Raw genomic sequence first — 13,902 nt, 5'->3', positions numbered from 1 at the left:
CAGCGCTCTCAGTCCGGCGGCACGGCCAGCGGCGCGCGGGTGCGGGTCATGAGCTCGACCAGCTCGCTCACCGCGCTGCGCACGGCGGCGATCTCGTCGGCCACCGCGCGCAGGTCGCCGTCCCCACGGCCGGGCAGCGCCGACGTCGCGGCGGTGATCCCGTCGACCTCCGCGGCGCTGCGCTCGAGCCGCTCGAGGTCGGCCAGCTGGCGCAGCTCGGCCGAGAGCAGCGCGGCCTGGTCGCGGTAGCGGATCAGCGCGTCGGCGCGGTGCCCGAGCCGCAGCGCGGCGGCCTCCAGCGCGGCGGACTGGCGGTCCCAGTACTCCGCCGCCGTCCCGACCGGGCGCACGCCGAGGGAGACGCGGGCGGAGCGGATGCGCAGTGCGAGGTCGACGATGCGGTCGACCTCGGCCCGGCCGTCGAAGCGGCTGGCCGCCAGCAGCGGTGAGGACCAGGACGGCTCGCGCACCGTCTCCGCCCACGCCCGTCCGGCTGCCGCGGCGACCCGTGCCTCGGTGGTGTCCCAGGCCGCGAAGGACGCGTCCGGGGAAGGCGGCGGCGCCTCCGGAGGGGGAGACGGCAGTCCCAGTCGGGCGCGGGCGGCCCGGTCCAGCCGGACGGCGGCCGCGCGCAGCCGCGCCCACCGCGACACGGGCCCGGGCCGCGGCGACCGGACGACGACCAGCCGGCCCTCGGTCAGGTACCGGCCGGGCCACAGCGCCGCGCCCTCGTCGTCCGCCGTCCGCATGGTCCTGCCCTCCTGCCGCCCCCGGTGGGCAGCCGTCGCCCCAGGGTGCCGGTCGCGGCCACCGGAGGACGTCCCCTCCGAACGGTGCGTTCGGCGTGTCCCCGGCCGGGTAGTCCTGCCCGGAATGCCGAACGGGAGTCGCCCGGTGCGGCCGGACGGACCACGATCACCGAGACTGCACACGAGTGCTGACCAACTGGGAGGACGTCACGTGGCCGGTGGACTCGTAGCCCTGCTCGACGACGTGGCGACGCTGGCGCGCGCCGCCGCCGCGTCCGTCGACGACATCGGGCTCGCTGCTGGACGGGCCAGCGCGAAGGCCGCCGGCGTCGTCGTCGACGACACCGCCGTCACGCCGCAGTACGTGCACGGCCTGGCCGCCGAGCGCGAGATTCCGATCATCAAGCGCATCGCCAAGGGCTCGCTGCGCAACAAGCTGCTCATCCTGCTGCCCGCGGTGCTGCTGCTCAGCCAGTTCCTGCCGTGGCTGCTCACCCCGATCCTCATGATCGGCGGTGCCTACCTCTGCTACGAGGGCGCCGAGAAGGTGTGGCACAAGCTCCGCGGCGGCCACGACGACCACGCCGCGGGCGAGGAGACGCTGCCGGACGAGGACACCATCGTGTCCGGGGCCGTGCGCACCGACTTCATCCTGTCCGCCGAGATCATGGTGATCTCGCTGAACGAGGTGGTCGACGAGGGCTTCTGGTCCCGGGCGGTGATCCTCGCCGTCGTCGCGGTCGGCATCACGATCCTCGTCTACGGCGTCGTCGGCCTCATCGTGAAGATGGACGACGTCGGACTCCGCCTGTCCGAGCGGCCCGGGAAGGTCGTGGCCCGGCTCGGCCACGGGATGGTGAAGGCGATGCCGCGGCTGCTCGCGATCATCACCGTGATCGGGACCGCCGCGATGCTCTGGGTCGGTGGGCACATCCTGCTGGTGGGCTCCGACGAGCTGGGCCTGCACGTCGTGTACGGCGCCGTGCACCAGCTGGAGGAGGCGGCGCACGAGGCCACCGGGGCCCTCGGCGGGGTCGTGAGGTGGCTCGTCAACACCCTGGCCAGCGCGCTGGTCGGGCTCGTCGTCGGGGCGCTGATCGTGCTCGTCATGAACCTCACGGTGCACCGGCGCAAGGCCTCCGCGTCCCACTGAGGCCCGGCGGTTCGCCCTCCGCTCGTACCGTGGGGCGCATGGCGGCACGGGGGCGGGGCGCGCTGGCCCGGTGGGCGGCGGTCGGCCTGCTCGTCGCGGCGCTGGTGGCGCTGCCCTCGGTGGTGGCCGCCCTGCCCGCGGACGACGCGGACGTGCCCGCGGCCGGGCTCCGGGACGCGGTGCTGGCCAGTGCGGACGTCGGCTTCTCCGGCTACGCGGTCTCTGCCGGCGGGCTGGCGCTGCCGGTGTCCGACCGGCTCACCGACGTCGCCGACCTGTTCAGCGACCGGACCCTGATGCGGGTGTGGTGGCGTGGACCGGAGGACTCCCGGGTCGACGTGGTGACCGCGGCGGGGGAGACCGGCGTGCACCGCGACCCCGGCGGCACCTGGACCTGGGACTTCGAGGCCGCCACCGCCACCCGCGGCGCTCCGGCGGCCCTCGCGCTGCCCACCCCGCCGGACCTGCTGCCCGCCGCGCTCGGCCGGCGGCTGCTGTCCGAGGCCACCGACGACGAGCTCGCCCGCGCCGGCGCCCGCCGGGTCGCCGGCCGGGATGCGCTCGGACTGCGGCTCACGCCGGCGGACGCCGCCTCGTCCGTCGGCCGGGTCGACGTCTGGGTCGACCCCGCCAGCGGGCTGCCGCTGCAGGTCGAGGTCTTCGCCGAGGCCGCCGACCGCCCGGCGCTGGACACCCGGTTCCTCGACCTGGACCTCGCCGTCCCCCCGGCCGACGTCGTCGCGTTCACCCCGCCGCCGGACGCCACCGTGCTCCCCGCCCCCGACACCGAGGAGCTGATCGCGCAGGCCGAGGAGCGGGCGCCGGACGTGCGGCTGCCCGGGGAGCTGGCCGGCCTGCCGCGGCGGACCTTCGAGGGGGTGCCCGACGCGGTCGGCATGTACGGCCGCGGCGTCACCCTGTTGGCGGCCGCGCCGGTGCCGGGCCGGCTGGCCGGGGGACTGCGTGAGGCGCTGACCGCCAGCCCGGACGCGGTGACCGACGAGCTGGGCACCCGGGTCGCGGCGGGCCCGCTCGGGCTGATGCTGGTGACCCCGCCCGACGGCCCGGCTTACGTGCTCACCGGCACCGTCACCCTCGACGCGCTCGCCGACGCGGCCCGCCGGCTGCCCGGAGCCGTCTCGTGAACGCGGTCATCCGTACCCGGGGGCTGGTCAAGCGCTACGGCCGGCTGCGCGCGGTCGACGGCATCGACCTCGACGTCCGCGCCGGCGACGTCTACGGCTTCCTCGGCGCCAACGGCTCGGGCAAGACGACCACGGTGCGGATGCTGCTGGGCCTGGTGCTGCCCACCGCCGGCGAGGTCGAGCTGCTGGGCGAGCGGATGCCCCGCGCCGGCCGCCGGGTGCTGCCCCGGGTCGGCGCGCTGGTCGAGGGCCCGGCGCACCACGGGCACCTGTCCGGCCGAGCCAACCTGTCGCTGATCGACGCGGCCGGGCCGGGCGGCGCCCGACGCAGCCGCCGTGCCCGCATCGAGGAGGTGCTCGAGCAGGTGGGCCTCGGCGGCATCGACCGCCGGCCGGTGCGCGCCTACTCCCTCGGCATGCGGCAGCGGCTCGGGCTGGCCGCCGCGCTGCTGCGCCGTCCCGAGCTGCTGGTGCTCGACGAGCCGACCAACGGGCTGGACCCGCAGGGCATCACCGAGATCCGGGAGCTGCTGCTCGAGCTCAACCGCGGCGGGACGACGGTGTTCCTCTCCAGCCACCTGCTGGCCGAGGTCGAGCAGCTGTGCACCCGCGTCGGCGTGCTGGACCGGGGCCGCCTGGTGCTGCAGGACGAGCTGGCCCGGCTGACCGCGCCCACCGGCGCGACCGTGGTCGACACCCCCGCCGCCGACCGGGTGCGGGCCGTGCTCGACGGCCGGGTGCTGGCCGCCGAGGGCAGGCGGGTGGTGGTGCGCGGCGACGACCCGGCCGAGGTCAACGCACTGCTCGTGGGCGCGGGTGTGCCGGTGACGGGGCTGGCGCTGCAGCGGCCCACCCTCGAGGAGGTCGTGCTCGCCGCGGCCGGCACCAGCGCCGACCGGGTGGAGGTGGCCCGGTGATCGGCGTCGAACTGCGCAAGCTGTTCGGCCGCCCGCGGACCTGGGTGACGATCGCCGTCCTCAACGCGCTGCCGGTGCTGGTCGCCGTCCTGCTGCAGCTGACCGACCTGGCGCCGCGGCCGGGGGAGGGCCCGCCGTTCCTGTCCGCCGTCCTCACCAACGGCGCGCTGTTCCCGCTGGCGGCGCTGGCGATCGTGCTGCCGCTGTTCCTGCCGATCGCGGTCGCCGTCGTCGCCGGGGACGCCGTCGCCGGGGAGGCCCAGGCCGGCACGCTGCGCTACCTGCTGGCCCGCCCGGCCGGGCGCACCCGGCTGCTGGTGGCCAAGCTGGTCGCCGTCATCGCGTTCGTGCTGGTCACCGTGCTGGTGGTCGCGGGTGTGGGCTACGTCGTCGGGACGACGCTGTTCGACGCCCAGCCCGTCGGCGGCGGGACGTCGGTGTCGGGCACCTCGCTCAGCCAGCAGGAGCTGGCCGGCCGCAGCCTGATGGCCATCGGCTACGTGACCGTCTCCATGCTCGGCGTCGCCGCCTTCGGGCTGTTCTTCTCCACGCTCACCGACTCACCGCTGGCCGCCGCGCTCGGCGCGCTGGCCGTGCTGGTGACCTCCTCGCTGCTGTTCACCCTGGACGCCGCCTCGCCGATCGCGCCCTACCTGCCGACGCGGTACTGGCTGGCGTTCGTCGACCTGTTCCGCGACCCGATCCTGTGGCGGGACGTCGTCCGCGGGCTGGCGCTGCAGGGCGTCTACGTCGGCGTGCTGCTGGCGGCGGCCTGGGCCAACTTCACCACCAAGGACGTCACCAGCTAGCGGCGCACCAGGCGGATGTGCGCCACGGCCGGCGACGCGACGACCTCGGCGCACTCCAGCGGCGGTGCTCCCTGCAGGTCGTCGAGGAGCCGCTCGCCCCCGCCGAGCAGCACCGGCACGACGGCGACGTGCAGCTCGTCGACCAGGCCCGCGCGCAGGTACTGCTGCACGGTGGCCGGTCCGCCGCCCAACCGGACGTCCAGGCCACCGGCCGCAGCGAACGCCTGCTCCAGCGCGGACTCGATGCCGTCGGTGACGAAGTGAACGTCGTCCCGCCGGCCATCTCCACCGGGTCGCGCGCGTGGTGGGTCAGGACGAAGACGGGGTGGTGGTAGGGCGGCTCCGGGCCCCACCAGCCGGTCCAGTCGTCGCCGTCCCACGGGCCGCGGACCGGGCCGAACATGTTGCGGCCCATGATCGTCGCGCCGATGCCCTCCTCGCCGCGGCGCAGCATCTCGTCGTCCACGCCCGTGGTGCCACCGGCCCGGCCCAGCATCCGGTGGAACGTCGCCGTGGCGAACGCCCAGGTGTGCAGTGCCTCGCCGCCGACCCCCAGCGGGTGGTCGGGGCCCTGGTCCGGGCCGGCGGCACAGCCGTCGAGGGACACGGACATCGCGTGTACGCGCAGCTTCGGCACGGGTGGCCTCCTCGGGTCTCGGGGTGCAGACCGGCGCGGGCACGCGGACTCATCGGCGCAGGCATCAGCTCCCGCGGTGGGGACCCGCCGCGGGGCGACGGCCGAGGAAGGCGACCAGGCGGTCCTCCGGGCCCGCGTCCGGCGGCGGGGCCACGGGCGCGGCGAACAGCCCCGGCCGGGCGCCGTCCTCGACCAGCGACGTCGCCGCCTGCAGCAGCGCGGTGGCGAGCCGGGGTGCCATGACGTGTCCCGAGCCGCAGGCCGTGGCGACGTCCCAGCCGTGGACGGCGAGTTCGATCGCGCCGCCGCGGGCGGCCGCCTGGGCGAGCGCGGCGTGGTCCGTGGTGCCCCGTCCGTCGTCCGCGGCGGCCGACGTCAGGACGTCGAGCAGGCGCAGCAGGCGGTCCCGGGCGACGGCGGCGGGGTCGGCGTCCCCCGTGCGCGGTGGGGACGGCAGGGCGAGCTCGCCGGTGCGGGCCAGGCCGGAGAGGCCGTCGGCCGCGTCGGCCAGGTGCAGCAGCAGGGTCCGCACGGGCCAGTCGGCGCACGGGGTCGGCCGGTCGAGGTCGGCGTCGGTGACCTCCGCCAGGCTCTCCAGCGCGTAGCCGGCGGCGCGCGCGAAGAGAGCGACCTGCGCGGGGAGCTCGGGGGAGACCGTGCCCGTCACGACGACCGCCCGACGGGCGCCATCTCCCACGGGGCCTCGGGCAGCACCTCGCCGGTCTCCAGCAGCGACTTGAGGTTGGCCAGCACCGCGGGCCAGCCGTGCGAGATCTCCCCGAGCGCGGTCTCGTCGGCCAGGTTCTCGTGGGTGACGGTGAGCCGCACGATGTCGCCGTTGGGCTCGACCCGGAACGTCACCACCGAGTCGCCGTCCGGCGGCTGCTCGCCGCCGGGGGAGCCGAAGGTGATGACCAGGCGCCGTGGCGGGTCGGCCTCGATGACGCGGCCGGCCACGTCGACGGTGCCGGAGCCGTCGGCGCGCCGGTGCTCCCAGCGCGAGCCCGGCTGCCAGTCCGAGACGTTGGCGTGGCCCCAGTAGCGGGCGGTGAGGTCGGCGTCGGTGAGCGTGCGCCACACCTGCTCGGCGCTGGCACGGATGTAGGTGACGTACACGTACGTCGGGACGGACTCGGACACGGCGAGCTCCTCTGCTCGGGACCGGATGGCGGAGAGCGCCGCCAGGCGGGGTCGGTCGAACGACGAGATCCAGCGCTCCCCGATGTCGTGCAGGGGCGCGGGGTTGAGGAAGTGCAGCCGCTCCCGGCCGCGGCGGACGACGGTGACCAGGCCCGCGCGGACGAGGACGTCGAGGTGCTGTGTGGCCGACTGGCGGGTCATGCCGAGCCGGGCGCAGAGCTCACCCAGCGTCTGCCCGTCCTGCTCGCGCAGCCGGTCGAGGAACAGCCGCCGCGTGCCGTCGGCCAGGGCCTTGAAGACCTGGTCGACATCGCGGATGTCCCTGCCCACGACCAGCAGCATGCAGGTATCCACCTGCATGTGTCAACGGCCCCGTCCCGGGCCCCGCCCCGAGCCTGCGAGGGGTGGGGAGGACGGGGTCCTCTTTCAGCCGCCGAGGCGGGCGCAATCCTCGGGGCCCAGCGCGGCCGGCGGCGCGGCACCCAGCTGCTCGAGCACCATCGCCTGCACCAGCGGGTCGCGCGGCAGCTCGCCGTGGGTCACGCGCGCGTCGGCGCAGACCGACTGCACCGGCAGCTCCAGCGCACCCTCCAGCCGGGCGGACTCCGGCGGGGTCACCGTCTGGTCCTGCGTCGTCCAGATCGAGATCCAGGCCGGACCCTCCGGCGTCTCGTCGTCCGCGTTCAGCCCGGCGAGCAGCGGGCTGCCGGTGGCCAGCTGCCGGCAGGCCTCGGGGCACTGCTCCAGCGCCAGCTGCCCGGCCAGGTCGGCCAGGGACGTGCCGTGGTGCGGAGAGCCGAGGGTGACGACCCGCCGGGTGACGGCCGCGCCGCCGTCCGCGGCCCACAGCCGGGCCACCACGCCGCCCGCGGAGTAGCCGACGACGTCCACGCTCTCCGCGCCGGTGCGCGCCAGGGCCGCGTCGGCGGCCTCGGCCAGCGTGGCGGCGGCGGCGGTCAGGTCACCGGTGCCGTCGCCGGGGACGTCGACCAGCGTGGTGTCGCGCCCCTCGGCGGCGAGCCGGTCGGCCAGCGACCGCAGCGCTCCGGTCGAGCCGCCGTAGCCAGGCACGAGCAGCACCGGGCCGGGGGTCTCCTGGGACACCGGCTCGCGGCCAGCGGCGCCCGACGGCCGGCCCAGCAGCAGCGTCGCGCCGGTGACCAGGACGGCGACGACCACGAGGGCCAGGACGGTGAGGACGAGGCGGCGGCGGGCGGGGGAGAGACCGGCGAGCACCCCTCCACTGTCCCCGTCGTGCGGAGCCTGGTGGACTGCGGACGTGGAGCAGGCGCCGTGCTGAGCCGCGAGGAGTACCTCGCCGCCTGGTCGACCTGGCACGGCGGCGCGGACCCCGCGGCCAGCCGGATGGTGCACGGCTGGCTGTCCGGGGTCTACGCCCTGGCCCGCCGGGTCTCCGGGCTGCCGCCGGTCGCGGTGACCGCCGCAGGGCTGCTCGTCGCGGCGGCCGCCGTCGTCCCGGCCGCGGTCGGCGGTGCGTGGCTCGTGCTCGCCGGGGTGCTGGTCGGGCTCTCCGCGGTCCTCGACGGGCTCGACGGCGCGCTGGCGATCGCCACCGGGCGGGCCTCGCGCCGCGGCTTCGTCCTCGACTCGACCGTCGACCGGCTCAGCGAGGGCGCCTTCGCCGCCGCGCTCTGGGTCGCCGGCGCCCCCGGCTGGCTGGCCGCGGCGTTCGGTGCGCTGTGCTGGCTGCCGGACTACCTGCGCGCCCGCGCCGGGCAGGCCGGCGTCGCCGAGACCGGGCAGCTGTCGGTCTGGGAGCGCCCCACCCGGGTCGCCATGACCGGCTGCACCCTCGGCGGGGCGGGGGTCGTGGCCGGCCTCGGCTGGGACGCGGCGGTGGTCACCTGCGGGACGGCGGTGGGCTGCCTGCTCGGCGTCGTCGGCGTCGCCCAGCTGGGGACGTCGCTGCGGCGGGCGCTGGCCGAGTAAGGACCCCCTGCCCCCACCGCTCGCGAGCTCGCGGCGGGACCCTGCAGGGGGCGCCGTCCTGCCCACCCCTCGCGAGCTCGGGGGCGGGATCCGGGACGGGCCGGCGGGACCCCGGAGCCTGGCGCGGCGGGGTGCCCGGGCGGCTCCTATGGTGTTGGGGTCGTCCACCGACGTCCACCGGGCGTCCCGCCGCACGCCGTCCCCAGGGAGCGTCCCCGTGCCCGTCGCCGTCACCGGCTCCATCGCCACCGACCACCTGATGACCTTCCCGGGGAAGTTCACCGAGCAGTTCGTCGAGGGGCAGATGGAGAACGTGTCGCTGTCGTTCCTGGTCGACGACCTGGTGCAGCACCGCGGCGGCGCCGGCGCCAACATGGCCTACGGGCTGGGGCTGCTCGGCCTCGGGCCGGTGCTCGTCGGGGCCGTCGGCAGCGACTTCGCCGACTACGACGCCTGGCTCACCCGGCACGGCGTGGACACCGCGAGCGTGCACTGGTCGGAGCTCAAGCACACCGCCCGGTTCGTCTGCACCACCGATGCGGTGAACAACCAGATCGCCTCGTTCTACTCGGGCGCGATGTCGGAGGCGTCGTCCATCGAGCTGGCCCCGGTCGCCGGCCGCGTGGGCACCCTGGACCTGGTCGTCGTCGGCCCCAACGACCCGACGGCCATGGTGCGGCACACCCGGGAGTGCCGGGACCGCGGCTACGCCTTCGCCGCCGACCCCAGCCAGCAGCTGGCCTGGGCCGACGGCGAGATGATCCGCGACCTCGTCGACGGCGCCGACCTGCTGTTCACCAACGAGTACGAGGCCGCGCTGCTGCTGCAGAAGACCGGCTGGAGCGAGGCCGAGGTGCTCGACCGGGTGGACACCTGGGTCACCACGCGCGCGGCCGACGGCGTGCTCGTGCGGCAGGCCGGCGCCGAGCCGATCGAGGTCATCGCCGTCCCGGAGACCAAGCCGGTCGAGCCCACCGGCGGTGGCGACGCGCTGCGCGCCGGGTTCATCGCCGGCCGGATGTGGGGGCTGGGCCTGGAGCGGGCCACCCAGCTGGGGTCGGCGGTCGCCACCGAGGCCGTCGAGGTCATCGGCACCCAGGAGTACGAGTTGCAGCGCGAGCCGTTCCTCGAGCGCTTCGCCGACGCCTTCGGCACCGACGCCGCCGACGAGATCGCCGCCCACCTGCCGTGACATGGTCGGCCTACCGGCCGACACCGCGGCCAACGGCCGTCCCCGGCTCCAGCTGCTCCGCTCGCAACTCCGGGGAACATGCGCCCTGATCTCCGATCTGGGCAGCACGTTCCCGGGAGTCGCTACTGCCGACGCAGGTTCTCGCCGATGGTCGGGTCCTCGGCCCAGCGGCGGTAGGAGATCCGCTTGATCTCGCGGACCTCGCCGAGCGCCGTCCACTCGTTGCCGCCCAGTCGGGCCAGCGGCCGCAGGCGCTCGATGCGCGGCCGCCCGTCCTCGACCGCGCTCTCCCACACGCTGATCAGCTCCACCCGGCCGAACACCACCGTGCTGTCACCCAGCCGCACCGTCGAGTGCAGCGTGCACTCCACCGCGACCGGTGACTCCGCCACCCGGGGGACCCCCACCCGCTCGCTCGGCTCCAGCGCGACGCCGACCTGCTCGGCCTCGCTGACGCCGTGCGGGAAGTCGGTGCCCGTGGCGTTCACCTGCTCGAACAGCCACTCCGGGGTCAGGCTGACGGTGAACTCACCGGTCGCCTCGACGTTGTCCAGGGTGTCCTTGCGGCCGACCGAGGTGAACTGCACGACCGGCGGGGACACGCACGCCACCGTGTAGAAGGAGTGCGGCGCCAGGTTCACCACGCCCTCGGCCGAGCGGGTGGCCACCCAGGCGATCGGCCGGGGCACCACGACCGAGTTGAGCACCCGGTAGAAGGCGCCGCCGTCCATGGCCGCCGGGTCGAAGTGCACGCGCGCGTTCGGGCTGGTCACCCGGCCATCGTCTCCCGGACCGCCGGCGCCCCGCCGACCGGGCGGCCGCGCCACGACAGCGTGCCCCGCCGCCGCCCGGCCACCGACCCGGCCAGCAGGACGTCGAACAGCAGCATCGACACCGGGTGCGCCAGCGAGTCCGGCCACACCCGACTGCCCGTCGCCGCGGCCGACACCGCCCGCCCGGCCACGCCCGCCGCATAGCCGACCAGCCCGGCCCGCGACCCGCGCAGCGCGGCCAGCGCGGGGAGCACCCATACGGCGGTCAGCCCGGCCGCCACCGCGACGCTCGCCCCCGGTGACCCGCCGACCGAGGCCCACAGCGACTTGGCGTAGCCGGCCCGCAGCGCCGGCCAGCCGTCGTACATCCGGCAGGCGGCCAGCCGCGACCCGTCGACCGGGACCGCCCGGCCGCCGGCCCGCTTGACCGCCCGGGCCAGCGCGACGTCCTCGATCACCTCGCCGCGCACCGCGGCGTGCCCGCCGGCCCGCGCGTACGCCGGCCGCCGGACGACGAGGAACTGCCCGTTGGCCGCGGTCAGCGACGGCTCCCGGGACCGTTCGGCCAGCCGCACCGGCAGCGTGGTGATCCACAGCCACGGGCCCAGCGGCTGCACGAGGCGCTCGGCCGCGGTGGCGGTGACCGGCCGCGGCCACGGCGAGACCAGGTCCAGGCCGTGCTCCTCGAGGACGGCGACCGCGCCGGCCACCGCGTCGGGGAAGAGCCGGACGTCGGCGTCGAGGAACACCAGCACGCCGTCGTCGCCGGGATCGCCCGCGTCCGCCCCGGTGGCGCAGGCGTGCGGCTTGCCCAGCCAGCCCGGCGGCGGGTCGGCGGCGGTCACCAGGTGCACCCGGGGGTCGGCGACCGCGCGTACGACGTCGGCGGTGCCGTCGGTCGAGCCGTCGTCCACCACCACCACCCGGAGGTCCGGCACGCCCGCCTGCGCCAGCACCGCGGCCAGGCAGCTCCCGACCTGCGCCTCCTCGTCGCGCACCGGCAGGACGACGGTCACCGGCCGGCGTACCGGCGACGGTCCTGCCGGTGGACGGCGCAGCAGCGCCACGTTGACCGCCGCGTGCAGCGCCCCGGCGACCGCGGTGCCGGACAGCACCCGCAGCAGCCGGCCGCTCACGGGTCCTCCTCGCGGTACTCGTCGGCCGCATCCGCGGAGTCCGCCCTGCCCGTGGGCGAGCTCGCTCACCTCCGTGCCTGGATCGCCAGCGCCACCAGCACCGGGACGGCGAGCAGCACGCCCCACACCGCGGACCCGGGCAGCCCCAGCCAGCCGGCGTGCGCCAGCGCGCCGCCGAGGGTCATCCAGCCCAGCACCAGCAGGGCAGCGCCGTCGCCGGTGCGCGGCGGCTCGGTCGCGGTGCGGGCCACCAGCAGGTCGAGCAGCGTCATGAGCACGAGCCCGGCGAGCAGCCAGCCGGCCAGGTTGGTCAGCGGCACGGTGTCGATGCCCGGCAGCGAGGGCCGCGGGTGCGCCCACGTCCAGTAGCCGGCCTGCACCATCTGCGGGTCGAGGACGACGTCCCACGCGGCGAACACCGCAGCGGCCACGACCACGCGGGCCGCGCGTCGCCCGCCCCGGGTGAGCCGGTGGGCCAGCAGCCAGCTCGGCCAGGCCATCATCAGCCAGGCCAGCGGCACGAGGAACGGGACGCCGAGCAGCGTGGGGCCGAGGTCGTCGCTGTAGGTGTACTCGCCGTACGGGAACCCGGTGGCCAGCCCGACCGCCTCGAACACCACCGCGGTGGCCGCGGTGACCAGCAGGACGCCGGCTCCGGTCCGGACTCCCCGGCTCACCCCCGCGTGCACCACCGACACCGTCGAGCCGAGCAGCACGATCGCCCAGCTCACCGCGTCGCGGGCGGCGCCCGGGTCGAGCAGCGGATAGGCGATGGCGGTGAGCACGAGCGGCGCCGCCGGCACCCACGGCAGCGCGGCCGGCCGGCTGTCCGGCCGCGCGACGACCAGACCGCTCACCGGCGGACCCGGGCCAGCCCGCGCCGGAGGGCCTCGCGGGCGCGGGCGGGCACGCCGCGGTCGCCGAGCACGACGCGGGCCGCCGTCCGCCCGGAGTTGCCCGACACCCCGCCGCCGGGGTGGGTGGAGGCGCCGGCGAGGTAGAGCCCGGCCAGGCCGGGCACCCGGTAGCCCGACAGCGCCGGCGTCGGCCGGAAGGCGAACATGCTGGCCAGCCCCATCTCCACGTGCATGACGTTGCCACGCAGCAGCGACAGTTCCCGTTCCAGCAGCAGCGGGGTCTGCACGTACGTCCGCTGCACCGAGGCGGCGAAGCCGGGTGCGAAGCGGTCGACGGCGCCGATCAGCCGGTCGGCCTCGGCCTCGGCGAGCGCGTCCCAGTCCCCGCCGTCGGCGAGTGCGTAGGGGTACCACTGGCCCCACACGGTGACCACGTGCTGTCCGGGTGGGGCGAGGGTGTCGTCGGTGGCCGAGAAGCACATCGCCAGGGGCACCGGCTCCCGGGGCAGCCGGCCGGCCAGCCAGTCGCCGTGCGCGGCGGCCAGCTGCGCACGGTCGGTGCACAGCAGCTGCAGCCCGCCCAGCGCCGCAGCCGGGTCCACCCCGGGGTAGGACGGCGGGGCGTCGGTCAGCGCCCGGACCACCAGGCCGAAGCCGTTGCCCACCGGCGGGGCGGCGTCGGCCAGCGACGGCGGGGCGTGCTCCCCGGCCAGGTCGCGGGTGGCCAGCACGTGGCAGGCGGCGACGACGACCGGGGCCGCGACGCGTCGTCCCGACGCCGTCTCGACGCCGGTCACCCGGCCGTCCTCGACCAGCAGCCGGGCCGCGGCGTCCCCGAGGGCCACGTGCCCGCCGTCGGCCTCGAGCCGGCGGCGCAGCGCCTGGGTGAGCCCGCCCGAGCCGCCCACCGGGTGGCCGGGCGGGACGTCGTGCAGCAGCGTGGCCCAGGCGACCATCGCCGCGGTGCCCGGCTCGGACATGGGCGGGCCGGACTGCGCACCGAACCAGGCCAGCGCCGCCTTGAGCCGCTCGCTGGTGAACCAGCGGTCCAGCAGCGCGTCACCGGAGCCGAGGAAGTCGACGGCGAGGTCGCCGCCGGGGGTCCGCGGCCGGCCGTCGGCCGGGGCGCCGAGCGGCCAGAACGAGCGGGCCAGCCCGCCCACCGTCGGCCGCCGCGCGAAGGAGTCGACGACGGCGCGGCTGCGCGGGGCCCACACCCCGACGAAGCGGCGGTAGGCGGCGGCGTCCTCCGGCCCGCAGGCGGCGGCGATGGAGGCACAGGTGGCGTCGAGGTCGACGGCGGTCTCTTATACACATATGACGCCGCCGACGACACTCTACCTGTGGATTTCGGTGTTCGTCAGGTCAGTAAAAAAATAAAAACAGTATCTATCCAAGATCCACACTTTCGCACACACGTTCCCTACACTGAACTCAACCTATT

The 13,902-nt window shown here is 76.2% G+C and carries 15 protein-coding genes; 6 read left to right on the top strand and 9 right to left on the bottom strand.

Annotation, left to right across the window (positions count from 1 at the left end; translation table 11 throughout):
• Positions 1 to 8: 8 nt before the first annotated feature.
• Entirely contained in the window at positions 9 to 749 is a 741-nt protein-coding gene (locus CNO22_RS05970; protein ID WP_100498417.1) for a hypothetical protein, read from the bottom strand.
• 211 nt (positions 750 to 960) lie between these two features.
• Between CNO22_RS05970 and CNO22_RS05965 the strand changes: the two genes are divergently transcribed.
• From CNO22_RS05965 to CNO22_RS05950, 4 genes are read left to right on the top strand one after another with little or no spacing between them, the layout of a single operon-like run.
• On the top strand, positions 961 to 1,902 hold the full coding sequence (locus CNO22_RS05965) for a DUF808 domain-containing protein (RefSeq protein WP_100498416.1): 942 nt from the start codon (positions 961 to 963) through the stop codon (positions 1,900 to 1,902).
• Between the two features lie 38 nt (positions 1,903 to 1,940).
• Positions 1,941 to 3,047: a LolA family protein gene (locus CNO22_RS05960; RefSeq protein ID WP_100498415.1), complete on the top strand. Its 1,107-nt coding sequence runs from the start codon at positions 1,941 to 1,943 to the stop codon at positions 3,045 to 3,047.
• Positions 3,044 to 3,964, top strand: a complete 921-nt coding sequence (locus CNO22_RS05955; protein WP_100498414.1) for an ABC transporter ATP-binding protein — start codon at positions 3,044 to 3,046, stop codon at positions 3,962 to 3,964. Before CNO22_RS05960 ends, CNO22_RS05955 begins: the two co-directional genes overlap by 4 nt.
• Complete coding sequence (locus CNO22_RS05950; protein WP_100498412.1) at positions 3,961 to 4,773, top strand: ABC transporter permease subunit; 813 nt, start codon at positions 3,961 to 3,963, stop codon at positions 4,771 to 4,773. Before CNO22_RS05955 ends, CNO22_RS05950 begins: the two co-directional genes overlap by 4 nt.
• On the opposite strand, the gene CNO22_RS28885 is transcribed toward CNO22_RS05950, so the two are convergent.
• The 4 genes from CNO22_RS28885 to CNO22_RS05930 all read right to left on the bottom strand — a co-directional run bounded on the left by CNO22_RS28885 (position 4,770) and on the right by CNO22_RS05930 (position 7,786).
• Positions 4,770 to 4,964 (bottom strand): dihydrofolate reductase family protein, encoded by a 195-nt coding sequence (locus CNO22_RS28885; protein WP_232806832.1) that lies wholly within the window; start codon positions 4,962 to 4,964, stop codon positions 4,770 to 4,772. The two genes, CNO22_RS05950 and CNO22_RS28885, sit on opposite strands and share 4 nt — an antisense overlap.
• Positions 4,965 to 5,474: 510 nt before the next feature.
• A complete protein-coding gene (locus CNO22_RS05940; protein ID WP_157936822.1) occupies positions 5,475 to 6,077 on the bottom strand; it encodes a TIGR03086 family metal-binding protein in 603 nt (200 codons plus the stop codon).
• Positions 6,074 to 6,892, bottom strand: a complete 819-nt coding sequence (locus tag CNO22_RS05935) for an ArsR/SmtB family transcription factor (protein ID WP_100498411.1) — start codon at positions 6,890 to 6,892, stop codon at positions 6,074 to 6,076. The genes CNO22_RS05940 and CNO22_RS05935 overlap by 4 nt, the downstream gene beginning before the upstream one ends.
• Before the next feature lie 84 nt (positions 6,893 to 6,976).
• Positions 6,977 to 7,786 carry a lipase family alpha/beta hydrolase gene (locus CNO22_RS05930; protein ID WP_100498410.1) on the bottom strand — a complete coding sequence of 270 codons (810 nt, stop codon included), beginning with the start codon at positions 7,784 to 7,786 and terminating at the stop codon, positions 6,977 to 6,979.
• Between the two features lie 57 nt (positions 7,787 to 7,843).
• On the opposite strand from CNO22_RS05930, the gene CNO22_RS05925 reads away from it, so the two are divergent.
• Positions 7,844 to 8,500, top strand: coding sequence for a CDP-alcohol phosphatidyltransferase family protein (locus tag CNO22_RS05925; RefSeq protein WP_100498409.1), 657 nt, complete (start codon positions 7,844 to 7,846; stop codon positions 8,498 to 8,500).
• A gap of 217 nt (positions 8,501 to 8,717) precedes the next feature.
• Positions 8,718 to 9,692: a carbohydrate kinase family protein gene (locus CNO22_RS05920; RefSeq protein WP_100498408.1), complete on the top strand. Its 975-nt coding sequence runs from the start codon at positions 8,718 to 8,720 to the stop codon at positions 9,690 to 9,692.
• Between the two features lie 122 nt (positions 9,693 to 9,814).
• Here CNO22_RS05920 and CNO22_RS05915 read toward each other — a convergent pair whose 3' ends face one another.
• From CNO22_RS05915 to CNO22_RS05900, 4 genes are all read right to left on the bottom strand, one after another.
• Positions 9,815 to 10,465 carry a flavin reductase family protein gene (locus CNO22_RS05915; protein ID WP_232806831.1) on the bottom strand — a complete coding sequence of 217 codons (651 nt, stop codon included), beginning with the start codon at positions 10,463 to 10,465 and terminating at the stop codon, positions 9,815 to 9,817.
• Positions 10,462 to 11,601 (bottom strand): glycosyltransferase, encoded by a 1,140-nt coding sequence (locus CNO22_RS05910; RefSeq protein ID WP_198588130.1) that lies wholly within the window; start codon positions 11,599 to 11,601, stop codon positions 10,462 to 10,464. Before CNO22_RS05910 ends, CNO22_RS05915 begins: the two co-directional genes overlap by 4 nt.
• Positions 11,602 to 11,666: 65 nt before the next feature.
• Entirely contained in the window at positions 11,667 to 12,458 is a 792-nt protein-coding gene (locus CNO22_RS05905; RefSeq protein ID WP_100498407.1) for a carotenoid biosynthesis protein, read from the bottom strand.
• Positions 12,455 to 13,675 (bottom strand): phytoene desaturase family protein, encoded by a 1,221-nt coding sequence (locus CNO22_RS05900; RefSeq protein WP_232806830.1) that lies wholly within the window; start codon positions 13,673 to 13,675, stop codon positions 12,455 to 12,457. The genes CNO22_RS05905 and CNO22_RS05900 overlap by 4 nt, the downstream gene beginning before the upstream one ends.
• Between the last annotated feature and the right edge of the window lie 227 nt (positions 13,676 to 13,902).

This window comes from Geodermatophilus chilensis, assembly GCF_002802985.1.
Lineage (GTDB): Bacteria > Actinomycetota > Actinomycetes > Mycobacteriales > Geodermatophilaceae > Geodermatophilus > Geodermatophilus chilensis.
The sequence above is the reverse complement of the archived record's forward strand: the minus strand, read 5'-3'. Positions and strand labels throughout refer to the sequence as shown.

Bases quoted from the DNA above. Each gene is read 5' to 3' on its own strand.
- CNO22_RS05970 (WP_100498417.1), bottom strand. From the start codon at position 749: ATGCGGACGGCGGACGACGAGGGCGCGGCGCTGTGGCCCGGCCGGTAC.
- CNO22_RS05960 (WP_100498415.1), top strand. From the start codon at position 1,941: ATGGCGGCACGGGGGCGGGGCGCGCTGGCCCGGTGGGCGGCGGTCGGC.
- CNO22_RS05935 (WP_100498411.1), bottom strand. From the start codon at position 6,892: ATGCTGCTGGTCGTGGGCAGGGACATCCGCGATGTCGACCAGGTCTTC.